General features: G+C 67.4%; 20 protein-coding genes. 9 read left to right on the forward strand and 11 right to left on the reverse strand.

Annotation, left to right across the window (positions count from 1 at the left end; genetic code table 11):
- Positions 1 to 50: 50 nt before the first annotated feature.
- Together RPB_RS05210 and RPB_RS05215 are read right to left on the reverse strand one after the other, a co-directional pair.
- Entirely contained in the window at positions 51 to 968 is a 918-nt protein-coding gene (locus RPB_RS05210; RefSeq protein WP_041797972.1) for a PaaI family thioesterase, read from the reverse strand.
- A gap of 80 nt (positions 969 to 1,048) precedes the next feature.
- A complete protein-coding gene (locus RPB_RS05215; RefSeq protein WP_011439929.1) occupies positions 1,049 to 3,010 on the reverse strand; it encodes a methyl-accepting chemotaxis protein in 1,962 nt (653 codons plus the stop codon).
- Between the two features lie 447 nt (positions 3,011 to 3,457).
- On the opposite strand from RPB_RS05215, the gene RPB_RS05220 reads away from it, so the two are divergent.
- Both RPB_RS05220 and RPB_RS05225 read left to right on the forward strand, forming a co-directional pair.
- Complete coding sequence (locus RPB_RS05220) at positions 3,458 to 3,739, forward strand: hypothetical protein (protein WP_245258309.1); 282 nt, start codon at positions 3,458 to 3,460, stop codon at positions 3,737 to 3,739.
- 130 nt (positions 3,740 to 3,869) lie between these two features.
- A complete protein-coding gene (locus tag RPB_RS05225; RefSeq protein ID WP_011439931.1) occupies positions 3,870 to 4,610 on the forward strand; it encodes a thermonuclease family protein in 741 nt (246 codons plus the stop codon).
- A 167-nt stretch (positions 4,611 to 4,777) separates the two neighbouring features.
- On the opposite strand, the gene RPB_RS05230 is transcribed toward RPB_RS05225, so the two are convergent.
- A complete protein-coding gene (locus RPB_RS05230; protein WP_011439932.1) occupies positions 4,778 to 5,845 on the reverse strand; it encodes a glycosyltransferase family 4 protein in 1,068 nt (355 codons plus the stop codon).
- A 443-nt stretch (positions 5,846 to 6,288) separates the two neighbouring features.
- On the opposite strand from RPB_RS05230, the gene RPB_RS05235 reads away from it, so the two are divergent.
- Positions 6,289 to 8,484, forward strand: coding sequence for an amylo-alpha-1,6-glucosidase (locus RPB_RS05235; RefSeq protein WP_011439933.1), 2,196 nt, complete (start codon positions 6,289 to 6,291; stop codon positions 8,482 to 8,484).
- A gap of 107 nt (positions 8,485 to 8,591) precedes the next feature.
- Here the strand turns inward: RPB_RS05235 and RPB_RS05240 are convergent, their stop codons facing one another.
- Both RPB_RS05240 and RPB_RS05245 read right to left on the reverse strand, forming a co-directional pair.
- Positions 8,592 to 8,792, reverse strand: a complete 201-nt coding sequence (locus RPB_RS05240) for a hypothetical protein (RefSeq protein WP_011439934.1) — start codon at positions 8,790 to 8,792, stop codon at positions 8,592 to 8,594.
- A 142-nt stretch (positions 8,793 to 8,934) separates the two neighbouring features.
- Complete coding sequence (locus RPB_RS05245; protein ID WP_011439935.1) at positions 8,935 to 9,792, reverse strand: VOC family protein; 858 nt, start codon at positions 9,790 to 9,792, stop codon at positions 8,935 to 8,937.
- 114 nt (positions 9,793 to 9,906) lie between these two features.
- Here RPB_RS05245 and RPB_RS05250 point away from each other — a divergent pair, with 114 nt between their 5' ends.
- Complete coding sequence (locus RPB_RS05250) at positions 9,907 to 11,208, forward strand: NAD(P)/FAD-dependent oxidoreductase (protein ID WP_011439936.1); 1,302 nt, start codon at positions 9,907 to 9,909, stop codon at positions 11,206 to 11,208.
- Positions 11,209 to 11,549: 341 nt separating this feature from the next.
- On the opposite strand, the gene RPB_RS05255 is transcribed toward RPB_RS05250, so the two are convergent.
- The 6 genes from RPB_RS05255 to cysD all read right to left on the reverse strand — a co-directional run bounded on the left by RPB_RS05255 (position 11,550) and on the right by cysD (position 19,548).
- Positions 11,550 to 13,187 carry an ABC transporter ATP-binding protein gene (locus RPB_RS05255; protein WP_011439937.1) on the reverse strand — a complete coding sequence of 546 codons (1,638 nt, stop codon included), beginning with the start codon at positions 13,185 to 13,187 and terminating at the stop codon, positions 11,550 to 11,552.
- Positions 13,184 to 14,014 (reverse strand): ABC transporter permease, encoded by an 831-nt coding sequence (locus tag RPB_RS05260; protein ID WP_011439938.1) that lies wholly within the window; start codon positions 14,012 to 14,014, stop codon positions 13,184 to 13,186. Before RPB_RS05260 ends, RPB_RS05255 begins: the two co-directional genes overlap by 4 nt.
- A 4-nt stretch (positions 14,015 to 14,018) precedes the next feature.
- On the reverse strand, positions 14,019 to 14,996 hold the full coding sequence (locus RPB_RS05265) for an ABC transporter permease (RefSeq protein WP_011439939.1): 978 nt from the start codon (positions 14,994 to 14,996) through the stop codon (positions 14,019 to 14,021).
- A gap of 24 nt (positions 14,997 to 15,020) precedes the next feature.
- Positions 15,021 to 16,637 (reverse strand): ABC transporter substrate-binding protein, encoded by a 1,617-nt coding sequence (locus RPB_RS05270; protein WP_011439940.1) that lies wholly within the window; start codon positions 16,635 to 16,637, stop codon positions 15,021 to 15,023.
- A 156-nt stretch (positions 16,638 to 16,793) separates the two neighbouring features.
- On the reverse strand, positions 16,794 to 18,710 hold the full coding sequence (cysC, locus tag RPB_RS05275; protein WP_041797973.1) for an adenylyl-sulfate kinase: 1,917 nt from the start codon (positions 18,708 to 18,710) through the stop codon (positions 16,794 to 16,796).
- 43 nt (positions 18,711 to 18,753) lie between these two features.
- Positions 18,754 to 19,548, reverse strand: a complete 795-nt coding sequence (gene cysD / locus RPB_RS05280; RefSeq protein WP_041798570.1) for a sulfate adenylyltransferase subunit CysD — start codon at positions 19,546 to 19,548, stop codon at positions 18,754 to 18,756.
- Positions 19,549 to 19,916: 368 nt separating this feature from the next.
- On the opposite strand from cysD, the gene RPB_RS05285 reads away from it, so the two are divergent.
- From RPB_RS05285 to RPB_RS05305, 5 genes are all read left to right on the forward strand, one after another.
- Positions 19,917 to 20,651 (forward strand): phosphoadenylyl-sulfate reductase, encoded by a 735-nt coding sequence (locus tag RPB_RS05285; RefSeq protein ID WP_011439943.1) that lies wholly within the window; start codon positions 19,917 to 19,919, stop codon positions 20,649 to 20,651.
- Between the two features lie 124 nt (positions 20,652 to 20,775).
- Positions 20,776 to 21,759, forward strand: a complete 984-nt coding sequence (locus RPB_RS05290; RefSeq protein ID WP_011439944.1) for a sulfate ABC transporter substrate-binding protein — start codon at positions 20,776 to 20,778, stop codon at positions 21,757 to 21,759.
- 259 nt (positions 21,760 to 22,018) lie between these two features.
- On the forward strand, positions 22,019 to 22,855 hold the full coding sequence (gene cysT, locus RPB_RS05295) for a sulfate ABC transporter permease subunit CysT (RefSeq protein WP_041797974.1): 837 nt from the start codon (positions 22,019 to 22,021) through the stop codon (positions 22,853 to 22,855).
- 4 nt (positions 22,856 to 22,859) lie between these two features.
- Positions 22,860 to 23,780 carry a sulfate ABC transporter permease subunit CysW gene (gene cysW / locus RPB_RS05300; RefSeq protein ID WP_011439946.1) on the forward strand — a complete coding sequence of 307 codons (921 nt, stop codon included), beginning with the start codon at positions 22,860 to 22,862 and terminating at the stop codon, positions 23,778 to 23,780.
- The gene (locus tag RPB_RS05305; protein ID WP_011439947.1) at positions 23,770 to 24,816 is read left to right on the forward strand and encodes a sulfate/molybdate ABC transporter ATP-binding protein; all 1,047 of its coding nucleotides are present in this window, start codon (positions 23,770 to 23,772) and stop codon (positions 24,814 to 24,816) included. Before cysW ends, RPB_RS05305 begins: the two co-directional genes overlap by 11 nt.
- The last annotated feature ends 11 nt before the right edge of the window (positions 24,817 to 24,827 follow it).

The raw sequence follows: 24,827 nt of genomic DNA on the forward strand, positions 1-24,827 counted from the left end.
TTTAAGCCGATGCCGCAAATCGCGCTGCACGGCGCGGTTGCGGCGTTGTTTCAGCCGGGCTCCGCCCGCAGCTTGAAATGGCCGTAGCAGGACGCGATCGGCTTGGACGGATCGGCCTGATAGGCCTGCGCCTCGAACGCGACGACGCGGCGGCCCTGCTTGACGATCGAGACCCGGGCGTAAGTATCGAGCGGGCGGCCGGAGCGCAGATAGTTCACCGTCAGGCCGATCGGCTTCGGCGCGGTGGCGAGGCCGATCTCGCGGTGGACGCCGACGATCGCCGCGGTTTCGAGGAATGCGCCGATCACCCCGCCATGCAGCGCCGGCAGGATCGGATTGCCGACCAGTTTCGGATCGTAAGGCATCACCGGCTCGGCGTCGGCGTCGACGCGGATGCCGAGAAAGCGCGGATACGGACTGATGGCGAGAAGGCCGTCGGCGCCGCCGGGATCGTCCGGGGCCTGCAGCGGCGCCGGCGTGTCGAAGCGCACCTTCGGCTCCTGCCGCAGCATGTCGGTGCGGTTGGCGCCGATCATGAACATCGCGGTGGCGCTGGCGATCGGGTCGGCCTCGGACTCCTGATAGGCGGTGGCGCGCACGAAGGCGATCGAGCGGGTGAGGTGATAGCAATGCGCGTGCGCCCGGATCGCCTGGCCGGGCGTCGCCGGCCGCAGATAGTCGATGCGCAGATCCAGCGTGGCGATCGCCGCCGTGCCCGGCAGCGCCAGCTGCACCGCCATGCCGCAGCTCTCGTCGAGCATCGCGGTGACGACGCCGCCATGAATCACGCCGGTTCTGATGTCGCCGACGAACACCGGATGATAGGGCAGGCTGCTCCAGGCCTCGCCCGGCGCGAAGCGATCGAGCTGCAGGCCGATGATGGCGCCATGGATCGAGCGGCGGAGCTGGATCATGCGCGCCTTGTCCTCGAAGGACATCGCGCGCGGTTCACTGGAAGCGTCGGGCATGGCGCGTTGTAGCAAGCGATCCGGGCCGCGGGAAGCGACACGGAAGCGGCGCCGCCATGCCGGCGGGCGGGGGCGGCGCCTCAGGCGGCGCGGATCGAATGCAGGAAGTGCTCGACTTCCTTTTTCAGGGCGTTGCTCTCTTCCGACAGCGAATGCGCCGCCGCCAGCACGCTGGTGGAGGCGAGTTCGGTCTCGGTGGCGCCGCGCTGAACCTCGGCGATGTTGACGGTGACCTGATGGGTGCCCTCGGCGGCGTGGTGGACATTGCGCGAGATTTCCCTGGTGGCGACGCCCTGCTGTTCGACCGCCGACGCGATCGCGGCCGCGATCTCCGACAGCCGGTTGATGGTCTGGCCGATCGAACCGATCGACGCCACCGACTCGCCGGTCGCGCTCTGGATGCTGCCGACGTAGCGGGCGATGTCGCTGGTGGCGGTCGCGGTCTGCTCGGCCAGCGCCTTGACCTCGGCGGCGACCACGGCGAAGCCGCGGCCGGCCTCGCCGGCGCGCGCCGCCTCGATGGTGGCGTTGAGCGCCAGCAGATTGGTCTGGCCGGCGATCTTGTTGATCAGCTCGACGACGGATTCGATCTGTGCGGCGGCGCGCGACAGTTCGGCGACGTGGGCGTTGGTGGTCTCGGCCTGGCTCACCGCGTCGCGGGCGATCTGCGCCGATTCCCGGACCTGGCGGCCGATCTCGCCGACCGACGAGGTCATCTCCTCGGTGGCGGAGGCGACCGATTGGACGTTGGTGGACGCTTCCTCCGACGCCGCCGCGACCGCGGTGGCGATGTCGAGCGAGCGGTCGGCGGTGGCGGTCAGCGCGCCGGCGGAGGCTTCGAGTTCGGTCGAGGCCGACGACACCGTCTCGACGATGCGGCCGACCGCCGCCTCGAACGACTCGGCGAGGCCGTGCATCTCGTCGCGGCGCTGTGCCGCCTGCCGCCGCGCCGCTTCGGCCTGATCGGCGCGCAGCCGCTCGGTTTCGATCATGCTCTCGCGGAAGACGCCGACCGCGTCGATCATCTGGCCGACCTCGTCCTTTCGTTTCAGCGGCGGCAGCGCAATCGACAGATCGCCGCCGGCGAGGCCGCGCATCGCCTCGCACAGCGACAGGATCGGCCGCGAGATGCCGCCGGCGATGATGAAGCCGGTGATCGCGGCCAGCACCAGGGCTCCCACCGAGGCGAGGATGGCGAGCAGATAGGCGTTGCTGGTGGCGGCGGCATATTCGCTGTTGTCCATCGCGATTTCGAGCGCGCCGATCGGATGGCCGGAGAAGTCCTTGACCGGGCCGAGCAGCATCGCCATCGGCTTGCCGCTGGCGTCGTCGGCCTGACGGGTCGTCACCGCGCCGCCCGCGGACTTCCGGATCTCGGCGGGGGTGAAGAAGCTCGGGCCGCGGATCGTGCCGACTGGCGCGGCGACCGAGCCGTCGGGCTTGCTCAGATGCAGGGCGACATCGACGCCCCGCTCCTGCTTGAACTTGTCGAAGAAGCCCTGGCCGAAGGTCAGGCCGAATTCGACCGTGCCGGCATGTTTGCCGTCGTGCGCCACCGGCACCACGCCGCGGATGCCGAGTCCGGCGACGCCCGACTCCAGACCGACGATCGCCTTGCGGTCGCGATTGGCCTCGACCACCGTCTTGCGGAAGCCCGACAGGTCGTCGCCGAATTTCTGGGCCTGGTGGATGCGGGCGAACGACGTCGCCGGCGGAACGTGGAACTGGAACTGATCGACGCCGTATTGCGACTTGAGAAACGGAAAGCCCGCCAGGAAGAGGTCGAACAACCCCTGGCGGTCGCGACGCGCCAGAGCCTGCTGCGCAGCCGGCATCGCGGCGACGACGGCGCTCATCGCCGCCGCCTGCCGGGCCTCCTGCGCGAGCTGTGAGATCACCGCATCGTAGTGGCCGCGTAGTTCGCGGTCGTCGGCGCGGCGGATGATGTCGCTGATGGTGGTGATCGATCCGATCAGCAGGACGGCCGCGGTCAGCACCGAAGCGGCGATCAAAGCGAGCGTGATGCGCGTACGAAGACTCATGACGGCGATTCCTGATTGCGCCGCAGCCTTCGGCAATCCAGTGCTCCCGGTGGGGAGGCTGGTGACGGTGCGGGCGTGCCAAAAGGGTCAGGGAATGAGCAGTGCCGGCAACATCCTGGATCGGTGTGAATTTGCGATACGCGTTCGGACACGGTCTTGGTTGAAGAGCGGCGTCCACGTCATAGCTTGGACGAGCGGCTCCCGGCCCCTTGCATCGGCCTGGACAATTCGAATCGAATTGTTCGGATTGAGATTGCCGGGCAAACCTCGCCCAGTCGTTAATGCGGCGGCTGGTACGAGTACGGGCCGCCGGTCGAGCGGCCGATCCGGCCTGCGAGCCGTCTGCAGGCTTTGTTTACGATATCGTGCGAGCGTGCTGCATCGGTTCGGTTCGGAGTAGCGTCGGTGCGTACAGTCCGGTTTATGGTTCCTTTGGTAGCGGGTCTGGTGACAGCCACGGCGGCGATGGCCGCGGACTATCCGCCGGCGCCGTACCGATCGGCCTACCGGGCCGCGCCCGCGCCGGTCACCTATTACGCGCCGCGCCCGATCGGAATTCCGCAGGCGCCGCCGGTGATCTGGGTCGAGGCGCCGCCGCAATACGTCCAGCATCTGGTGCCGACCGGCGCCTGTGGCGGCTGCGGGCCGCAATACAGGGCCGTCGGCGAATGGCGCCGGACCCCGCCGCCGGCGTTTTGGGACTCGATCTATCGCGATTACGGCTACTGATCACCGCCACATTTTGCAGTCCGTCCTGCGCGATCGTTGCAGGCGGCCACGCGGAATCACGCTATAGCTGCGGCGAGGGCGCGGCGATTCAGATCCCGCCGCGCCGGCGGAAACCGTGAGGGCGCGGGGAATGGTTGCGGTCATCTTCGTTTTGGCATTGCTGCTCGGCACGCCGGCCTTCGCGGCCGATGCGGTGATCAAGGACGCCGCGACGCTGCAGCTCGGCGGCGTCACCTATCGGCTCGAGGGCATCGATGCGCCGGAGCTCGACCAGCGTTGCCTGAGCGAGTTCGCCGATCCCTCCGCCTGCGGGATCGAAGCCCGCGACGCCGCGGCCAAGCTGATCGCCGGCCGCAAAGTCAATTGCCGCGATCTCGGCCCCGATCCCGTGTTCAAGGGCCGCCGGATCGGCGGCTGCGCCATCGCCGGCGACGACCTCGGCCTGAGCCGGCGGCTGGTGCAGGCCGGCCTCGCATTCAATTCTGATTCCAAAGGCCGCTTCGCTGCCGATCAGTCCAAGGCAATGGACGATCACACCGGCTTGTGGAAAGGCTGCTTCGTCGCGCCTGAGAACTTCCGGCGGTGGGACAAGACCGCGCCACTGCGCGGAGCGGCCTGCCGCGACGATCGCCAGGCCGAGACCCGTTCGGCGCTGTTTCCCGATATGCCGGCGAGGCCGGAAGGCTGCACCATCAAGGGCAAGCTCGCCAAGCGCGCCCGCATCACCGGCAATGTCGGCGTCTATCAGTTGCCGGGCTGCCCGAGCTACGCCGCTTTGATCAAGCTGAACCGCTGGTTCTGCTCGGAGGACGACGCCCGGGCCGCCGGCTTCCGCAAGGCGTATAACTGCCGCATCGGGGCCAAGCGCTGACACGCGCGCCGGGGACCAGCGGGTCGTCACATCCACAAACCGTCATGGCCGGGCTCGTCCCGGCCATCCACGTCTTTTCTCGACACGCGGTAAAGACGTGGATGCCCGGCACAAGGCCGGGCATGACGACTAAGTGAGAAAGTTCAGCTCGACGAAACGTCGGGCCGCTATTCGGCCGGGACCAGCGAGATCCGCGGCGGCGCGGTCCTTGCGACCAGGCCGCGATACGCGGCGAGATAGTCCAGCGCCATCCGCCGCGCGGTGAAACGCTCCTCGAACCGGGCACGGATCGCGGAGCGGTCGAGATCGGCGAGCTGATGCACGGCCGCGACCGCGCTGGTCTCGTCCTCGACGATGAAGCCGGTCAGTCCGGTTTCGATGATCTCGGGGACCGAGCCGCGGTTGTAGGCGATCACCGGTGTGCCGCAGGCCATCGACTCGATCATCACCAGACCGAACGGCTCCGGCCAGGCCAGCGGCAACAGCAGCCCCAGCGCGCCCGAGAGGAATTCCGATTTCTGCTGATCGCCGATCTCGCCGATGAACTCGATCAGCGGGTGATGCAGCATCGGCTCGATCACCTGGTCGAAATAATCCCGATCGGTGCAGTCCACCTTGGCGGCGATCTTCAGCGGAATGCCGGCGCGGATCGCGATCCGGATCGCGCGGTCGACGCCCTTCTCCGGTGCGATTCGTCCCAGCACGGCGAGATATTCCAGCTTGCGCGCCAGCGGCGTCAGAAGATCGGCCGGCAGCCCGTGATGGATGGTGTGGATCCAGTTCGCTTTGGGGACCGGACGCCGCTGCGAATCCGAAATCGACACCACCGGCACGTCGGAGAACGTCGAGAACACCGGCTGATGCTCGGGCAAATCGAGACGTCCGTGCAGCGTGGTGAGGTACGGCGTCGGCTGGCGGCGGAAGAGGGACCAGGGATAGTAATCGAGGTGGAAGTGCAGCAGATCGAATTCCTCGTCGTCGCAACGCCGTCGCACCTGCTCCAGCATCACCATGTGCAGTGCATTCGCATCGCGCACCGAACCGTCGAGGCGCAGCGCGCGCGGCCATGTGGCCACGAGTTTCGCCGATGTTGTGGAATCGCCGCTCGCGAACAGCGTCACGTCATGTCCGAGAGCGACCAGCTCTTCGGTCAACCAGTGCACGACTCTCTCAGTGCCGCCGTAAAGCTTGGGCGGAATCGCCTCCGTCAGCGGAGCAACCTGCGCGATGCGCATCGAGTAGTCTCCTGTTATCATTGTGAACTGTAGCTTCAGCGATGGGATGTGCACTCCAGACCTGAGCCGGACATGGGCTCAACGGGGCTCCAACATGAGGCTCCAGATATGGGCTCCAGCCGGGCCTCAGACATCGGCTCCAAGCGATGCGGGGGAATTGCCGAGATGGGAACGATCTCGCAGTTGCGAAGTTCCTTAGACGTGCAGACTTCTTCCATGTTCCTCTCCCGGCCGCTTTCCGTCTCGGCACCGCCACAACTCGATGTCCTGCCGGCCGGATCGTCGAACGGTCCGCCGGACCGGCCGATGCAGCGCCGGGGGCCGTATCGTGGCCCGGTGGCGCGCGCGATCGGCCGGGCTGGTGACGAACGGCGCCTGAAACCGTCGCGTTTGCGTCCCCGGCGACTTCGGTCGCATAGTCAAGTCGCAGTTAGGGTCGATCGATGCTGTCGGACGTGATCCCGCTATCAATTTCCGAAGACGCTGTCGCCGCAGCGGAATCGCCGTTCTACATTCCGATGACCGGGCCGTCGCGCCCGCGCACCGCCCTGAAACACGACGACACCTTCCTGGTGCTCGACAGCCACGGCGATATCGGCGCGGCGGCCGGCGGCAGCGACGGGCTGTTCAACGCCGATACGCGCTATCTCGCGCGGCTGCAGCTCCGCCTCGACGACATGCAGCCGCTGCTGCTCGGCTCCAATCTGCGCGACGACAATTCGGCGCTCACCGTCGACCTCACCAATCCGGACATCTATCGCGACGGCCGCCTGGTGCTGGCGAAGGATCTGCTGCACATCGTGCGCACGATCTTCCTGTGGCGCGGCACCGCGTTTCAACGGATCGGGCTGCAGAACCACGGCGACGCCGAAGCCAGCTTCGAGCTCTCGCTCGATTTCGACACCGACTTCGCCGATCTGTTCGAGGTGCGCGGCAGCGTCCGGCCGCGGCGCGGCGAGCGCGCGAGCCGGCGGTTGTCGCCGTGCGATGTCGCGTTCGATTATCGCGGGCTCGACGACACCAGCCGTGGCACCGCGATGCACTTCGATCCGGCGCCGGCGCGGCTCGAGGTCAACCGCGCGGTGTATCAGTTCACGCTGGCGCCGCAGCAGACGGCGTCGGTGTTCCTGGCCGTGAGTTGCAACAGGCCGGCGACGCAGCAGCTGATGCCGTTCTTCCAGAGCCTGCTGGCGCATCGGCGCGAGATGCGGCAGGCGACGCTGGGCGTCACCACCGTCGAGACGTCGAACGACATTTTCAACGAGGTGCTGTGCCAGGCGATGGCCGACCTCAACATGCTGACGACGGAGACGCCGCAGGGCCGCTATCCGTATGCGGGAATTCCCTGGTATTCGACCACGTTCGGCCGCGACGGGCTGATCACCGCGTTGCAGATGTTGTGGATCGATCCGCGGATCGCGCGCGGCGTGTTGCGGCGGCTCGCGGCGCATCAGGCGACGGCGGTCGATCCGCTCAACGACGCCGAGCCGGGCAAGATCCTGCACGAGATGCGCGGCGGCGAGATGGCGGCGCTGCGCGAGGTGCCGTTCGCGCAATATTACGGCAGCGTGGATTCGACGCCGCTGTTCGTGATGCTGGCGGGCCTCTATGTCGAGCGCACCGGCGACGACTCGACGTTGAAGGAACTGTGGCCTGCGATCGAGAAGGCGATCGGCTGGATCGACGGACCCGGCGATCCGGATCGCGACGGCTTCGTCGAGTATCAGCGCGCCACCGATCAAGGTCTGCAGAACCAGGGCTGGAAGGACTCCTACGACGCGATTTTCCACGCCGACGGCAAGCTCGCCGAGGGCAATATCGCGCTCGCCGAAGTGCAGGGCTATGTGTTCGCCGCCAAGCGGCTCGCCGCGCTCTGCGCCCATCGGCTGGGCCTGGTGGCGCGGGCCGAGCAGCTCGAGCAGCAGGCCGAGCAACTCGCCGCCCGGTTCGAGCGCGCATTCTGGTGCGAGGAACTCGGCACCTATGCGGTCGCGCTCGACGGCGCCAAGCGGCCGTGCAAGGTGCGCAGCTCGAACGCCGGGCAGTTGCTGTTCACCGGCATCGTCCGGCCCGATCGCGCGCGGCTGGTCGCGACCGATCTGATGCGGCCGCATTTCTTCTCCGGCTGGGGCATCCGCACCATCGCCTGCGGCGAGGCGCGCTACAATCCGATGTCGTATCACGACGGCTCGATCTGGCCGCACGACAATGCGATCATCGTGCTCGGGCTGGCGCGTTACGGCTTCAAGGCCGCGGTCGAGAAGGTGTTCAAGGGGCTGTTCGAGGCGGCGTCCTACATGGAGCTGCGCCGGCTGCCGGAACTGTTCTGCGGCTTCCAGCGCGAGCGGCGCCGCGGCCCGACGCTGTATCCGGTGGCCTGCGCGCCGCAGGCCTGGGCCAGCGCCACGCCGTTCACGCTGGTCGAAGCTGCGCTCGGCGTGCAGTTCAACGCCGACCGCCGCGAGATCCGTCTGGTCAATCCGCGGCTGCCGGCGTTCCTCAACGAAGTCGTGCTGCGCGATCTGCGTCTCGGCGATTCCAGCGTCGATCTGCGGATCCGGCGGCACGGCGAGGGCGTCTCGATGGAGGTGCTGCGCACCGACGGACGGATTCAGGTTTCGATCGTCCTGGCCCGCTGAGGGCCGCTCGGATCTTCCTGGCCGTCACCGGCGTGTGGCCTGCCGATGCCGAAACATCCGGCAGGTCGAGCGCCCGCGCGACCGAGCCTCGGTCGACGCGCGACCGATCAGGCCGCGGCCTTCCTCGGATGGCGAATGTCCTCGGCGCAGCGCATCGCGGCCTTGTGCGCAGCGACCAGCGAGCCGAACGATTGCCGCTCGAGGCTGTCGAAATCGCGATGGGCGGCGAAGAAGCAGAAATTGCGTCCGTCGCGGACGACGATGCCCGCGGTGCGTGAGCTCACTTCGATGACGTAGGCGTCGGACATTTGCAGTCGCCGGCAGGGCCGGCGCTCCCGGAATTCGGGCGTCCCCTGGCGGGGCGCTCGCACGCTTCAGACCGTCGAGCAGACTCGACGGCGCGAAAACGTGTCCGACCGGGAAAAGGTTCCTGCAAAACTCCGTGGCGCGTCAGCGCGCCACGAACACCAGCAGCACGCCGTTGGCCGCGCGCGGCGGCACCACCAGACGATCGCCGATCTTGACGCCGGCGGCGCCGATCGCCTGTTCGGAGGCGGCGAGGTCGTTCACCGCGATGATCAGGCCGGCGCCGCCGCGTTCCGGCACGCCGTCCAGCGCCACGCCGGGATAGTGCTGCGCCAGCACATCACGCGCCACGAAGGCGAATTCGGCGCGGTCCGATCCGGACGGCACCACGACGCTGCCGTCGGGCTCGGAAAACTGCTCGCCGTCGATCAGCCGCAGCAGGTGCCGGGCGTCGCTCTCCGGCCGCGGCGCGGTGACGATCACCCGCACCAGCCCGGTCGCGCCGTTGGCGTGGCGCTGCAGTTCGGGAATCCACACGGTATCGCGGGTGTGGTGCTGGCAGGCGAAGATCCGCAGCCCGGCGGGCGCCTCCTGCAGCGGCCATTGGAACACGCTGAAGCGCGCCTCGCCTTCGCCGCCGCCCGGCAGCGGCACCGGCCGGCCGAAATCGATCGGGCCGACCGCATCGAGGCCGAGGTCGCGCAGTTCGTCGGCGCCCTTGGCGGCGTCGGTGGTGGTGAAGGCGATCCGCTCGATGCCGTCGCCGCGTTCGGCGAGGAAGGCGCGGCTCGGCGCATTGTGCTCGGTCGGGGCCAGGATGCCGAGCAGCTCGATATAGTCCTGCCCGAACATGATGGTGTAATTGCCGGAGCCGAGCGCCGGGCTGTGGGTGCCGCGCGGCGACAGCGTGAAGCCGAGCCGCTGCCAATTGGCCGCGGCCGCATCCAGATCGCCGACCATGACCACGGCGTGATCGATTCCGATGACATATTGCAGTGACACGCTGGCTCAACTCCCCAAAATTCTTGCATATAAGGCTAGCGACATCGCCGCGGCGCCGCAACCCGACGCATGTCGGAGGTGGGGGCGATTGAAATCGATATGGAAGGATTGAGGATGACTGCCGATGTGCGCTGGCCGGATTCGCTGTGGGCTGCGGTGACGCCGCCGGGGCCGGAGCTGCCCGAGCTGCGCGGCACGGAGACGGCCGACGTCGTGGTGATCGGTGCCGGCTTCAGCGGGCTGTCGACGGCGCTGCATCTGCGCGAAGCGGGCGTCGACGTCGCGGTGGTCGAGGCCGCCGAGCCGGGCTGGGGCGCGTCCGGTCGCAACAACGGCCAGGTGATCCCGACGCTGTCGCGGCCCGATCCGGAGGACATCGTCGCCAAACACGGCGCCGCCGGCGAGCGGCTGGTGGGCCTCATTCGCGACAGCGCCTCGATCCTGTTCGATGTGGTGAAGCGCCACGGCATCGCCGCCGAGCAGGAGCAGAATGGCTGGGTGCAGCCGGTGCATTCGCCGGGCCGGATCAAGATCGCCGAGCGCCGCGTCCGGCAATGGTCGAAATTCGGCGCGCCGGTCGAATTGCTGTCGCGCGACCAGATCCGCGCCATGCTCGGCTCCGACGCCTGGTTCGGCGGGTTCTGGAACAGGACCGGCGGCCACATCAATCCGCTGGCGCTGGCGCGCGGGCTGGCACGCACGGTGCTGGCGCAGGGCGGCCGCATCTTTGCGCGCTCGCCGGCCGTGAGCATCGAGCGGCAGGGCGACCGTTGGATCGTCAAGACCGCGCAGGGCGAGCTCAGCGGCCGTGCGCTGGTGGTCGCCAGCAACGCCTACACCGGCGAGTTCGCCAAGACGCTGGCGCCGGCGATCGCAAGTGAAGTGATGCCGGTGCGGTCGTGGCAGATGGCGACGCAGCCGCTCGGCGATAATGTGCGCAAGAGCATGATCCCCGGCCGTCAGGCGATGTCGGATACGCATGGCGAGCTGATCTTCGGCCGCTTCGACGCCCGCAACCGCTTCGTCACCGGCGGCGCGATCATCCGGCCGTTCAATCAGGCCGCGACCTTGCGGGCGCGTGTCGGCAAGCGGTTGCAGAGCCTGTGGCCGCAGATCGGCGAGGTGCAGTTCGACTACGTCTGGAACGGCTTCATCGGCATGACCACGGACTATCTGCCGCACATCCACCGCCTCGGCCCCAATGCCTATGGCTGGACCGGCTGCAACGGCCGCGGCGTCGCGCTGTCGATCGCGCTCGGCGACGAATTGTCGAAAGCGGTGCGCGGCGTGCCGGACGGCGAACTGGCGCTGCCCTTCACCGAGCCGACGCCGATCCCCGCCAACGAACTGCTCCGCCCCTTCGCGCCGCTGATGATGGTGCTGTACCGGCACCGCGACAGCAAGGAGATCGCGTAGTTCGCCTGCCTGCGCGATTCCGCTCCAACCTTTCAACCGTCATGCCCGGGCTCGTCCCGGGCATCCACGTTCTCGAGCCGTTCAGCATTGGAAGACGTGGATGGCCGGGTCAAGCCCGGCCATCCGGGTGGAAAGTGTCGCGGAGCTCTCACAGAGGTGAGTACGACTCCCAACCTCTTTCAGCGCCTACCCCCACGCACAGCGTCATCCTGAGGTGCTGTCGGGCCGCGCCTAGCGCGGCGCGGCGGGCCTCGAAGGATGGGCCGCACGTGCCTGTGGCCGCATCCTTCGAGGCGCGCAAGAGCGCGCACCTCAGGATGACGGCGCCTGCTGCGTGGCGCCTACACCACCGCTTCCACCGGATGGCTCCGCGCGAAATCGCCGCCCGGGATCGAGGCCAGCAGCGCCTGCGTGTAGGGATGCTTCGGCGCGTTGAAGACCTCGCCGGCGGGGCCGTGTTCGACGACTTCGCCGTCCTTCATCACAGCGACGAGGTCGCAGATCTGCGCGGCGACGCGCAGATCGTGGGTGATGAAGACGATCGACAGGCAGAGCCGCTCGCGCAGATCGGCGAGCAGCCGCAGCACCTGCGCCTGCACCGAGACGTCGAGCGCCGACACCGCCTCGTCGGCGATCAGCACGTCGGGCTTCAGCGCCAATGCGCGGGCCAGCCCGATGCGCTGGCGCTGGCCGCCGGAGAATTCGTGCGGCAGCCGGTCGCCGGCGGCGGGATCGAGCCCGACCAGCGCGAACAGCTCGCGCGCCTCGGCGATCGCCTGCTTGCGCGGCGTGCCGTGAATGATCGGGCCCTGCGCAACTAATTCCTCGGCCTTGTGGCGCGGGTTGAGCGAGGCGAACGGGTCCTGAAACACCATCTGCATGTGGCGGGTCTCGCGACGTACGTCTTCGCGCGGCATCGTCGCCCAGTCGCGGCCGTCGAGCAGAATCGAGCCGCAATCGGGGTCGAGCAGCCGGATGATGCAGCGCGCCAGCGTCGACTTGCCGGAGCCGGATTCGCCGACGATGCCGAGCGTCGCGCCGCGCGGCAATTGCAGCGACACTGATTTCACGGCGTGGGTGACGCGCGCGCCGCGGCCGAGAAAGCCGCCGGTGCGAAATGTCTTCGAGACCTTGTCGATGCCCAGAATAGTCTCGGCCGCGATCGGCCGCGGCGGCGGCGCGGTCAGAGGCGGTACCGCGGCGATCAGTTGCCGCGTATAGGGATGCTGCGGCCGGTGCAGCACGTCGTCGGCGGTGCCCTGCTCGACGATGATTCCGTGCTGCATCACCGCGACGCGATCGGCGATTTCGGCGACCACGCCGAAATCATGGGTGATGAACAGCACCGCGGTGTTGCGGCGATGCTGCAACTCGCGGATCAGCGTCAGGATCTGCGCCTGCGTGGTGACGTCGAGCGCGGTGGTCGGTTCGTCGGCGATCAACAGCTTCGGGTCGAGCGCCAGCGCCATCGCGATCATCGCGCGCTGGCGTTGCCCGCCTGAGAGTTCGTGCGGATAGGCGTCGGCGGCGCGCGCCGGATCGGGAATCCGCACGTCCTCGAGCAGCGCCAGCACCTTGGCGCGGATGTCCTTCTTCGACAGGTCGGTGTGAATGCGGAACATCTCGCCGATCTGGTCGCCGATCGAGCGCAGCGGGTTGAGCGCCGTCATCGGCTCCTGAAACACCATGGCGATGCCGGCGCCGCGCACGGCGCGCATCTCGGCGGCGCTGGCCTGCGCCAGATCGCGGCCCTCGAACAGCACGCGGCCGCCGTCGAGCGCGACGCCGCCCGGCAACAGCCGCATCACCGCGTTGGCCATGATCGACTTGCCGGAGCCGGACTCGCCGACGACGCAGAGGATTTCATCGGCGGCGATCGTGAGCGACGCGTCGCGCACGGCGTGCGTCCTGTCGGCACCCTTGGGCAAGCGGACGTTGAGCCGGTCGAGCGTCAGGACGGCGGCTTTGGTCTCCGTCATCGTCCCTTCAGCCTCGGGTTGAGCGCGTCGTTGAGGCCCTGGCCGACCAGCGACACCGCCAGCACGGTGAGCAGGATCGCGATGCCGGGGATCGCGGCGACGTACCATTGCACGCGCAGCACGTCGCGGCCGAGCCCGATCAGATTGCCCCAGGAGGCGACGTTGGGATCGGACAGCCGCAGAAACGCCAGCGCGCTCTCCAGCAGGATCGCCACCGCCATCACCACGCTGGCATAGACGATCACCGGCGGCAGCGCATTGGGCAGAATTTCGCCAAGGATCAGTTGCAGATCCTTCATGCCCAGCGTGCGGCCGGCCTGGACGAATTCGCGATTGCGCAAGCTGAGGAATTCGGCGCGCGTCAGCCGCGCCGGCGCCGGCCACGACACGATGCCGACCGCAATCGTCACCGTGGTCAGCGTCGAGCCGAACACCGCGACCAGCACAAGTAATAAAACGAAGTTCGGCAGGATCTGGAACGCCTCGGTGATGCGCATCAGCACGGTGTCGACGATGCCGCCGAAATAGCCGGCGAAGGCGCCGATCAGCACGCCGATCACCACCGCGATCACGGTCGCCGCGCCGCCGATCAGCAGCGCGATCCGCGCGCCGTGGAAAATCTGCGCGGCGATGTCGCGGCCGGAATTGTCGGTGCCGAGCAAAAAGCGCGGATTGCTGAACGGCCAGATCAGCGGCCGGCCGGCGAGCGACAGCGGATCGCGCGGGTAGAACCAGCCGGCGCTGATCGCCATGCCGATCACCACCAGCAACAGCAGCAGGCCGACGATCGCGGCGGGACTGCGGAAGTAACGCTTGATCGCATCCATCACGTCACGTCCCGGCGGTGATGCGCGGGTCGAGCCGCGCATATAAGAGGTCGACCAGGAAGTTGACGGCGATCACCAAGAGCGCCGAGACGAACACGATGCCGAGCAACGTGTTGAGGTCGCGCTGCACCACGGACTCATAGGCGAGCCGGCCGAGGCCCGGCAGCGAGAACACGCTTTCGACCACCACCGAGCCGCCCAGCATGGTGCCGGCCTGCAGCCCGATCAGCGTCACCATCGGTAAGAGCGCGTTGCGCAGCACGTGGCGGACGACGATGCGGGTCTCGTCGAGGCCCTTGGCGCGGGCGGTGCGGACGAAATCGAGATTGAGCACTTCGAGCATCGAGGCGCGCATGATCCGCAGATAGATCGCCAGAAAGATCAGCCCCAGCGTCAGCGTCGGCAGCACCAGATGGCTGGCGATGTCGAGCGTCCGGGCGAGCCCGGTCGAGGCCGCGCCGATATCCTCGAAGCCGCCGGCCGGCAGCCATTGCAGATAGACCGAGAACACCACGATCGCCATCAGGCCGAACCAGAAGGATGGCGTCGCGTAGAAGATCAGGCCGAGCGTGGAGATCAGCGTGTCCGGCCATTTGTTGACGCCGCGCGCGGCGATCACGCCGAGCACCAGGCCTGCGAAGAACGCGAATGACAGCGACGCGGTCATCAACAGCAGCGTCGGCGGCAGCCGCTCCAGGATCACGGTCGCGACCGGCTTGCCGTAGATCGACGAGAAGCCGAGATCGAACCGCACCAGCCGCCACAGATAGTTGCCGAGCTGCATCGGGATCGACAGATCGAGCCCGTAGAACTGCCGCAGCTCGCGCGCGGTCGCGGCGTCGCCGCCGCCCATCTGCGCCATCATCGCGTCGACGGTGTCGCCGGGCGCGAATTGCAGCAGCAGGAAGATGCCGATCAGGATCAGCAGCAAGGTCGGGATCGAGGCGGCGAGTCGCCGCCCCGCAAGATTCAGGATACGCATGCGATCATCTTGGCGGAGTTGGTGCTATTCGGCCAGCCAAAGATCGTGCCAGGTCGACGACGCCCAGCGTGGATTATTGGAGGCATTGCGTGCCTTCGCGCTGATCACCGTGACGAACAATTGCTCAATCGGCATCCACAGCGGCAGCTCGCCATTGGCGCGGGTGACGAAGTCGGCATACAGCGCCTTGCGCTTGACCGGATCGACCTCGGTGGCGGCGTCGTCGATGATCTTGTCGATCGCCTCGTCCTTCCAGCCCCATTGATTGGTCCAGGGCGCGCCCTTGGGCTGGCCGGAGCGATACCACACCGTGGTCGAGACCGCGGGGTCGTTGCGATATTGATGCCAGCCGGTGGCGAGGTCGAAGGCGTGTTCGTCATAGACCTGCTTGAGGAAGCCGCCGCCGTCGTTGCGCACCACCTCGACCTGGATGCCGACTTCGCCCAGCGACTGCTGGATGAAGGTCGCCCACAGCGAGATGTCCTCGCCCCACGGCGCCGGCAAGAGCCGCAACGTGAGGCGGTTGCCGCCGGCGGCCGGCTTCAGCCCGGCCTCGTCGAGCAGCGCGATCGCCTTCTTCTTGTCGTACGGATATTGCGGCGTGTTCGGGCCCGGATAGAAGTCGGTCGAGGTCGAGGGGATCGGCCCGGTGCCGAGCTTGGCGAAATCGCCGAGGAAGTTCTCGATGAAGAACGGCACGTTGATCGCGTGCGCGATCGCCTTGCGGACGCGGATGTCCGACAGCTCCTTGCGGCGGAAGTTGAATTCCAGCGTGTTGGTGCGGGCGTTGCCCTCGTTGCCCTTGGTCGAGACGACGAAACGCTTGTCCTTGCCGAGCCGCGCCATGTCGGAGATCGTGAGACCCGAGAACGGGCTGAGATGCAGGCTGCCGGCTTCGAGCTGGGCCGCCGCCGCGGCGCGGTCGGTGATCACCCGCCAGACGATGCGGTCGAGATAGGGCGCGTTCGGCCGCCAGTAATTGTCGTTGCGGTCGGCGATGATGTACTGGCCGCGCTCGTATTTGTTGAACTTGAACGGGCCGGTGCCGATCGGCGCGAGATTGACCGGGTTCTGGCGGATGTCGCCGGTCTCGTAGATGTGCTTCGGCGAAATGTAGCCGAGGTCGGGCAGCGCGCGCAGCAGCAGGTTCAGCGGCATCGGCCGCTCGTAGCGGAAGATCGCGGTCTGCGGATCGGGGGTGTCGACCGCGGTCAGGAACAGCTGCAGCGTCGATCCGTAATTGAGGATCTTCTTCCACATGTTCATCGCGGTGAAGGCGACGTCCTCGGAGGTGAACGGCTTGCCGTCGTGCCAGGTGACGCCCTTGCGCAGCCGGAAGGTGATGGTCTTGCCGTCGGGCGTCGAGTCCCAGCTCTCGGCCAGCACGCCGACCGGATTGCCGGCGGCGTCGAGATCGACCAGCGGCTCCTGGATCTTGCCGCCGATGATGTAGACGCCGGTCGAGGCCTGCAAGCTGGGGTTGAGCTGGCGCTGCTCGGCGCCGTAATGAACGTTGAACACGCCGCCCTTGCGCGGCGTTTCCTGCGCGAACGCCCGCATCGGATTGATCACATTGGCGGCGATGGCGGCCGACGTCAGCAGGACGGTCCGGCGGTTGATCTCGAAGCGCGAAAGGGCCATGCGGTCTCCTGGAGTGATGCTGCAGTGCGAGGTCGAGTCATAAGACGATACGAGACCGCCGCCGATCAAGCCATTTCTAATGGCGGCCCGCTCCGGCAAGATTCTGCTGCCGGATGCGCAAGGCGTGAATGATCAGTTTCGGCGGTCGGAAGGCGATCAGATGTTCGCGGCGAGATCGACCAGTTCGTCGACCAGCACGCCGCTGCGCGCCAGCATCGCCTCGATCGTGTCGGCGGCTTCGGCCACGGTCTGCGCCGAGGTGTCGAGCACCAGTTCGCTCGCGGTCGGCGGCTGATAGTCGTTGCCGATCCCGGTGAAGTTCTGCAGCGCGCCGGCGCGGGCCTTCGCGTAGTGGCCCTTGGGGTCGCGCTGCTCGCAGATTTCGGCCGGCGTCGCGACATGGATTTCGCGGAAGCGGTCGCCGGCGATGCGGCGGGCGGCGGCGCGATCGTCCAGCGCCGGCGACACCGCGGCGACGATGGCGATGTGGCCGTTGGTGGCGAGATGCGCGGCGATCTCGGCGAGGCGGCGGATGTTCTCGGCGCGGTCGTGCGGCGCAAAGCCGAGGTCGCTGTTGAGCCCGGCGCGCAGCGTGTCGCCGTCGAGTAGGATCGGCGAGCCGCCGCGGTCGAACAGCCGGCGCTCGATCGCCTTGGCCAGCGTCGATTTGCCGGAGCCCGGCAGGCCGGTGAACCACAGCACCGCGCCATTGTGGCGGAAGCGCGCGACGCGTTCGTCCGGCCGCAGCGCGGAGTCCACCGGCACGATGTCGGCGCTCGCGGCGCGCTGGCCCGAGTCGACGCTGAGCACCAGCCCGCCGCCGGCGATCCGGCCGCCGATTTCGATCACCAGCCGGCCGCTGCGCGGAAACGCCTCGGCCGGATCGGCCGCCACCGGCTGCGCCAGCGACAGGTCGATCTCCCCGACATGATTGCGCCGGATCGCGGTCGCGGCCTCGCTGGCGAGTTCGCCCGGATCGACCGCCTTCTCGATCGCCACCACGGTGGCGCGGGTCTCGCGGGTGCCGAGCCGCACCAGCAGCGAGGCGCCGGCTTCGAGCGGCTGATCGTGCAGCCAGAAGATCCGCGCGCGCAGCCGCCGCGTATCGCGCGGCGCGGCGCCGACATGGCCGATGACGTCGCCGCGTTCGACGAACAATTCGCGGTCGAGCGTGATGCCGACCGAGCGGCCGGCGCCCTGCGGTCCTTCGACCGGCGTCACCGGCCAGCTCTCGACCGATTTGATCTTCGCGATCTTGCCGGCCGGCATGATCACGATGTCGTCGCCCGCCTGCAGCCGGCCGGATTCGATGCGGCCGGCGACGATGCGGCGGTCGTCGAATTTGTAGATCGCCTGCACCGGTAGCCGCAGCGCGAGCAGATCGAGCGGCTGCGACGGCGTCAGCGCATCCAGCGCCTCGACCACGGTCGGGCCGACATACCAGGCGATGTTGGCGGTGCGCTCGGCGACGCCGTCGCCGTCGCGCGCCGAGATCGGGATCACCGCCGTCGGGGTCACGCCGAGCCCGATCAGATGTGCGCTGATTTCGTCGCTGATCGCGCCGAACCGCTCGGCCGAAAAGTCGACGCGGTCCATCTTGTTGACCACCACCGCGACCTGCTTGATGCCGAGCAGTTGCAACAGATAGCCGTGCCGCCGCGTCTGGTCGCGGACGCCTTCGAGCGCGTCGATGATCAGCACCGCGCCGTCGGCCTGCGAGGCGCCGGTGATCATGTTGCGCAGGAATTCGGCGTGGCCGGGCGCGTCGATCAGCACGACGTCGCGCGAGCGGGTGCGGAAGGAGATCTGCGTGGTGTCGATGGTGATGCCCTGATCGCGCTCGGTCTGCAGCGCATCCAGCAGGAACGACCATTCGAACGGCATGCCGCGCCGGGCGCTGACCGCTTTCAGCATCTCCAGCTTGCCGTCCGGCAGCGAGCCGGTCTCGTGCAGCAGCCGGCCGACCAGCGTCGATTTGCCGTGGTCGACATGGCCGACGATGACGATGCGCACCAAGGGGCGCGTGGTGCCGTTCGGCGTGGAGAGCGTGGCGGGCGGGACGGCGATGGTCATGGCGTCACTCATTGTCGGACATCACTTGGTGCGAAGTCACAGCTCACAGATAACCGGCGACGCGAAGCCGCTCGAACGCGTCCTCGGTCTCGTGGTCGAGCGCGCGGCCGGCGCGCTCCGGCACCTTGGTGGTCTGCAATTCGTGCAGGATCTCGTCGATCGACGAGGCGTGCGACGCCACCGGGAAGGTGATGTCCTGGTCGCCGAGCGAGCGATAGCGCTTGCCGTCCTTGGCCAGATACAGCGGGATGATCGGGATGTTCTCGCGCTTGGTGTAGGCCCAGATGTCGGCCTCGGTCCAATGCAGGATGGGGTGAATACGCAAGTGAGCGCCGGGCGGCGGCGAGGCGTTGAACTGGTCCCAGAATTCCGGCGGCTGATCGCGCACGTCCCAGCCGCCCTCGGTGCCGCGCGGCGAGAACACGCGTTCTTTGGCGCGGGTCGCCTCCTCGTCGCGGCGGATGCCGGCGATCAGTCCGTCGAAGCCGTATTTGGCCAGCGCCAGCTTCAAGCCTTCGGTCTTGCGCGCCGCCGAGCGCGCCGCCGGCGGCAGGGTCGGATCGACGCTGTCGATCGGCGGGCAGGGATCGACGCGCAAATCGAGATCCCACTCCTTCGCGTAGTGTTCGCGGAAGGCGTACATCTCAGGAAACTTCTTGCCGGTGTCGACGTGCAGCGCCGGGAACGGCACCTTGCCGAAGAACGCCTTGCGCGCCAGCCAGATCATCACGTTGGAATCTTTGCCGAGCGACCACAGCAGTGCCAGCTTCTTCAGCCGCGCAAAACCTTCACGGAATATGTAGATGCTCTGCGCTTCCAGCGCGTCGAGATGATCCATCGGGCGGAGCTGTTCGCGCGGGTCGAGATCGGCGAACGACACCGGCTTGGCGGCGAGGGGGTCGCGGGCGGCGAGGGTCATTCACAGCTCCCGGAATTGGCTGATCCGCATCGCCGCGGACCCGTCGTGGTGGCGCCGCGCGACGTCGCTGGGGTCGTCAGGAGAACGAACATCTCTGTCGCACGCTGGTTGGGGATAGAATTGCTAGAACGGAGGCCGCGAATAGAAAGAATAATTTTCTCAATACGCGGCTTGCAAGATACTTAGATAGAAAATAATTCTAGTCAATCCTCCTTCGGATCATTCGGCGCCGGCAGTCGCGGTTTTGGTGTTTGAATGGCAGCCGCCGCGATCAGGACGTAACGAGCATGAGTGAACTGGCGCAGTCCGTGTCTTTGCCGTCGGCGAACCCGTCCGAGGCGCGTGCGCGCGACCTCGACGCGGCGCTGCGCGCTGCGTCGCCGCCGGAGATCATCGCCGCGGCGCTGCGCGAGGTCGGCCGCGACAGGCTCGCGCTGGTGTCGTCGTTCGGCACCGAATCGGCGGCGTTGCTGAAAGTGATGGCCGATGTCGATCCGGCGATCCCGGTGGTGTTTCTCGACACCGGCTGGCTGTTCGCCGAGACGCTGGCCTATCGCGACACGCTGATCGATCAGCTCGGGCTCACCGACGTGCGCTCGATCAAGCCGCTGGATGCCGATCTCGATCGCGACGATCCGGCGCGCGATCTGTGGTTCTCCGATCCGGACCAATGCTGCTTCATCCGCAAGGTCGAGCCGCTGCGCCGCGCGCTGGCGCCGTTCGAGGCGTGGCTCAACGGCCGCAAGCGCTTCCAGGGCGGCGCCCGCGCCGAGATCCCGGTGGTCGAAGCCGACGGCGTGCGGATGAAGTTCAATCCGTTCGCCAACGTTTCGCGCGAGGACATCAACGCGATCTATGCGCTCGGCAAGCTGCCGCCGCATCCGCTGCTGGCGTCGGGCTTTCTGTCGGTCGGCTGCATGCCGTGCACCAGCCGCGCCGAGTCGGACCAGGATACGCGCTCCGGCCGTTGGCAGGGCCGCGGCAAGACGGAATGCGGCATTCACACGATGAAGACGTCGTAGCAGATTGCTGTCGGCGCGAAGCCGACAAAGAAATGCCGTTTCATTGACTTGCGATGGTTTGTTGACGAGCTTCGTACCTCCTCCGCAGACGACGCGGATGTCGTCCGGACAAAGGAGATTCGAGATGTTTCGCCGAATTGTTCCGCTGCTCGCCGGCCTGATGGTCGCGACCTCCGCGCAGGCCGCCGACGTGTCGCTGCTCAACGTCTCGTACGACCCGACCCGCGAACTCTACAGCGAGTTCAACAAATCCTTCGCCGCCGCGTATCAGAAGGAAACCGGCGACACCGTCACGATCAAGCAGTCGCACGGCGGCTCCGGCTCGCAGGCGCGCTCGGTGATCGACGGTCTGCAGGCCGACGTCGTGACGCTGGCGCTGGCCTACGACATCGACGCGATCGCCAACAAGGGGCTGCTGACCAAGGACTGGCAGAAGCGTCTGCCGCAGAATGCGTCGCCCTACACCTCGACCATCGTGTTCCTGGTGCGCAAGGGCAATCCGAAGGGCATCAAGGACTGGCACGATCTGATCAGGCCCGGAATCAGCGTGATCACGCCGAACCCGAAGACCTCCGGCGGCGCGCGCTGGAATTATCTGGCGGCCTGGGGCTACGCGCTGAAGACGGAGGGATCGGAGGACAAGGCGCGCGACTTCGTCGGGAACATTTACAAGAATGTGCCGGTGCTGGACACCGGCGCCCGCGGCGCGACCATGACCTTCGTCCAGCGTGGCGTCGGCGACGTGCTGCTGGCGTGGGAGAACGAGGCATTCCTGGCGGTCAAGGAATTCGGCAAGGACAGATTCGAGATCGTGGTGCCGTCGATCTCGATTCGCGCCGAGCCGCCGGTGGCGCTGGTCGACAGCGTGGTCGACAAGAAAGGTACCCGGGCAGTGGCCGAAGCCTATCTGCAGTATTGGTACACCAAGGAAGGTCAGGAAATCGCCGCACGGAACTTCTATCGTCCGCGCGATTCGGAGATTGCCAACAAGCACGCCTTCGCGAAGGTCGAGTTGTTCACCATCGACGAATTGTTCGGCGGCTGGACCAAGGCGCAGACGACGCACTTCACCGACGGTGGGGTGTTCGACAAGATCTACAAGAACTGAGCGACGCGATCGCCGTGCGATCGATTTTGGGGGATGATGTGCTTCGCAGCAATCACAGCGCGCTCCCTCTCCCCGCCCGCGGGGAGAGGGCCCGGGTGAGGGGGCGTTTCCACGAGTCTGAGCCGCTCGGCCGTGTGGAGACGCCCCCTCACCCGCCGCGCATCTGGCGATGCGCGTCGACCTCTCCCCGCAGGCGGGGAGAGGTGAGGTTGCGCTCGGCGAACGCTGTCGTTCGTCCGGCGCGCCGTCGTGTGCTGCAGTGAGCGCGATCGCACGACGACGGTCGTTGCCGGGCTTCGGCCTCACCATGGGCCTGACCCTGATGTGGCTGTCGCTGATGATCCTGATTCCGCTGGCCGGGCTGTTCGTGAAGACGGCCGAACTCAGCCTCTCCGAATTCTGGGCGACGGTGACCGCGCCGCGCACGCTGCATGCCTTGAAGATCTCGTTCGGGCTGGCCTTCGCCGCCGCCTGCGTCAATCTGGTCGCCGGCCTGCTGATCGTCTGGGCGCTGGTGCGTTACAGCTTCCCCGGCCGGCGGATCTTCGACGCCATCGTCGACATCCCGTTCGCGCTGCCGACCGCGGTCGCCGGCATCGCGCTGACGACGCTGTTCGCGCAGAACGGCTGGCTCGGCGCGCCGCTCGCCGAACTCGGCATCAAGGTGGCGTTCACGCCGCTCGGGATTTTTCTGGCGATGGTGTTCATCGGGATTCCGTTCGTGGTGCGCACCGTGCAGCCGGTGCTGATCGATCTCGACGCCGAACTCGAGGAGGCCGCGGAATCGCTCGGGGCGTCGCGGCTACAGACCATCCGCCGCGTCATCCTGCCGTCGCTGACGCCGGCGGTGATGACCGGCTTCGCGCTCGCCTTCGCCCGCGCGGTCGGCGAATACGGTTCGGTGATCTTCATCGCCGGCAACCTGCCCAACGTCTCGGAGATCGCGCCGCTGCTGATCGTGATCCGGCTGGCGGAGTTCCGCTATGCCGACGCCACCGCGATCGCGGTGGTGATGCTGCTCTTCTCCTTCCTGATCATTCTCGTTCTGAACCGGCTGCAGCATTGGGCGCAGACCCGGTCGCTGGCGGGAGCGTGAGGCGATGACGCTGGTCGCGACCACATCCGTGAGGCGCTCCCCGCGCAAGCCTGCCGTCGCGGCCGGCGCACGTGCCGGGCAGCCGGCGCGGCGCCCGGCGCATGGCGAGCCGGCCTGGGTGCGCCTGCTGATCATCGGCTTCGCCGTGAGTTTTCTCACCGTCTTCGTGGTGCTGCCGCTGATCCTGGTGTTCTCGGAGGCGCTGTCGAAGGGCGTCTCGTTCTATCTCGACGCGCTGGCGGGAGACGAAGCGCTGGCGGCGATCCGGCTGACGCTGGTCGCGGCGGCGATCTCGGTCGGGCTCAATCTGGTGTTCGGCGTGATCGCCGCCTGGGCGATCGCGAAGTTCGAGTTTCGCGGCAAGACGCTGCTGATCACGCTGATCGATCTGCCGTTCTCGGTCAGCCCGGTGATCTCCGGCCTGGTATTCGTGCTGCTGTTCGGCGCGCAGGGCTTTGTCGGCCCGTGGCTGATGGCCCACGACGTGCGAATCCTGTTCGCGCTGCCGGCGATCGTGCTGGCGACCACCTTCGTGACCTTCCCGTTCGTCGCGCGCGAACTGATCCCGCTGATGCAGGAGCAGGGCCAGCACGAGGAAGAAGCCGCGATCTCGCTCGGCGCCAGCGGCTGGAAAACCTTCTGGCGGGTGACGCTGCCGAACATCAAATGGGGCCTGCTGTACGGCGTGCTGCTGTGCAATGCGCGGGCGATGGGCGAGTTCGGCGCGGTGTCGGTGGTGTCGGGTCACATCCGCGGCGAGACCAACACCATGCCGCTGCTGGTCGAAATTCTCTACAACGAGTATCAGATGGTCGCCGCCTTCGCGATCGCCTCGCTGCTGGCGCTGCTGGCGCTGGTGACGCTGATCGTCAAGACCATCTTGGAAGGCCGTATCGAGGAAGGGCTGCACACCGATGACCATTGAAGTCCGCAACATCGTCAAGCAATTCGGCAGTTTCCGCGCGCTCGACAATGTCGACCTGCGGGTCGAGACCGGCGAGCTGATGGCGCTGCTCGGCCCCTCCGGCTCCGGCAAGACCACGCTGCTGCGGATCATCGCCGGGCTGGAATGGCCCGACGCCGGCTCGATCGCGTTCGACGGCGAGGACGCGCTGGCGCGCGGCGCCGCCGAGCGCCATGTCGGCTTCGTGTTCCAGCACTACGCGCTGTTCCGGCACATGAGCGTGTTCGAGAACGTCGCCTTCGGTCTGCGGGTGCAGCCGCGCAAGATCCGCAAGAGCGAGGCGGAGATCAGAAAGCGCGTCGGCGATCTGCTCGATCTGGTGCAGCTCGGCTGGCTCGCCGACCGCTATCCGAACCAGCTCTCCGGCGGCCAGCGCCAGCGCATCGCGCTCGCCCGCGCGCTGGCGATCGAGCCGCGCATCCTGCTGCTCGACGAGCCGTTCGGCGCGCTCGACGCCAAGGTGCGCAAGGAACTACGCGCCTGGCTGCGCAATCTGCACGAGGAGATCCACGTCACCTCGATCTTCGTCACCCACGATCAGGAAGAGGCGCTCGAAGTCGCCAACCGCGTGGTGGTGATGGACAAGGGCCGGATCGAACAGATCGGCTCGCCCGGCGACGTCTACGAGCGCCCGGCCTCGGCCTTCGTGCACGGCTTCATCGGCGAATCCATCGTGCTGCCGGTCGAGGTGCGCGACGGCCGCGTGCGATTGGGCGACCGCGTGCTCGATCTGGCGCCGACCGACACGGCCTCCGGCCCGTCGAAACTGTTCGTCCGCCGCCACGATGTCGCGGTCGGCCCCAGCGGCAGCGGCGTGTTCGAGGGCGCGGTCAAGTCGGTGCGCGCGTTCGGCCCGATGCAGCGCGCCGATATCGTGCTGCAAGGCGTCGGCGGCGACACGCTGGTCGAGATCGACGCGCCGCGCGACCACTCACTCAAGGTCGGCGACCGCATCGGCCTGCAGCCGCAGCGCTACCGGATTTTCGCCGATCGCTGACCAATCCGCGG

The organism is Rhodopseudomonas palustris HaA2, assembly GCF_000013365.1.
Taxonomy (GTDB): domain Bacteria; phylum Pseudomonadota; class Alphaproteobacteria; order Rhizobiales; family Xanthobacteraceae; genus Rhodopseudomonas; species Rhodopseudomonas palustris_J.

Excerpts from the sequence above, each read along its gene's own strand:
- RPB_RS05210 (WP_041797972.1), bottom strand. The coding sequence starts at position 968 with ATGCCCGACGCTTCCAGTGAACCGCGCGCGATGTCCTTCGAGGACAAG.
- RPB_RS05215 (WP_011439929.1), bottom strand. The coding sequence starts at position 3,010 with ATGAGTCTTCGTACGCGCATCACGCTCGCTTTGATCGCCGCTTCGGTG.
- RPB_RS05225 (WP_011439931.1), top strand. The coding sequence starts at position 3,870 with ATGGTTGCGGTCATCTTCGTTTTGGCATTGCTGCTCGGCACGCCGGCC.
- RPB_RS05230 (WP_011439932.1), bottom strand. The coding sequence starts at position 5,845 with ATGCGCATCGCGCAGGTTGCTCCGCTGACGGAGGCGATTCCGCCCAAG.
- RPB_RS05235 (WP_011439933.1), top strand. The coding sequence starts at position 6,289 with ATGCTGTCGGACGTGATCCCGCTATCAATTTCCGAAGACGCTGTCGCC.
- RPB_RS05240 (WP_011439934.1), bottom strand. The coding sequence starts at position 8,792 with ATGTCCGACGCCTACGTCATCGAAGTGAGCTCACGCACCGCGGGCATC.
- RPB_RS05250 (WP_011439936.1), top strand. The coding sequence starts at position 9,907 with ATGACTGCCGATGTGCGCTGGCCGGATTCGCTGTGGGCTGCGGTGACG.
- RPB_RS05255 (WP_011439937.1), bottom strand. The coding sequence starts at position 13,187 with ATGACGGAGACCAAAGCCGCCGTCCTGACGCTCGACCGGCTCAACGTC.
- RPB_RS05260 (WP_011439938.1), bottom strand. The coding sequence starts at position 14,014 with ATGGATGCGATCAAGCGTTACTTCCGCAGTCCCGCCGCGATCGTCGGC.
- RPB_RS05265 (WP_011439939.1), bottom strand. The coding sequence starts at position 14,996 with ATGCGTATCCTGAATCTTGCGGGGCGGCGACTCGCCGCCTCGATCCCG.
- RPB_RS05270 (WP_011439940.1), bottom strand. The coding sequence starts at position 16,637 with ATGGCCCTTTCGCGCTTCGAGATCAACCGCCGGACCGTCCTGCTGACG.
- cysC (WP_041797973.1), bottom strand. The coding sequence starts at position 18,710 with ATGACCATCGCCGTCCCGCCCGCCACGCTCTCCACGCCGAACGGCACC.
- cysD (WP_041798570.1), bottom strand. The coding sequence starts at position 19,548 with ATGGATCATCTCGACGCGCTGGAAGCGCAGAGCATCTACATATTCCGT.
- RPB_RS05285 (WP_011439943.1), top strand. The coding sequence starts at position 19,917 with ATGAGTGAACTGGCGCAGTCCGTGTCTTTGCCGTCGGCGAACCCGTCC.
- RPB_RS05290 (WP_011439944.1), top strand. The coding sequence starts at position 20,776 with ATGTTTCGCCGAATTGTTCCGCTGCTCGCCGGCCTGATGGTCGCGACC.
- cysW (WP_011439946.1), top strand. The coding sequence starts at position 22,860 with ATGACGCTGGTCGCGACCACATCCGTGAGGCGCTCCCCGCGCAAGCCT.
- RPB_RS05305 (WP_011439947.1), top strand. The coding sequence starts at position 23,770 with ATGACCATTGAAGTCCGCAACATCGTCAAGCAATTCGGCAGTTTCCGC.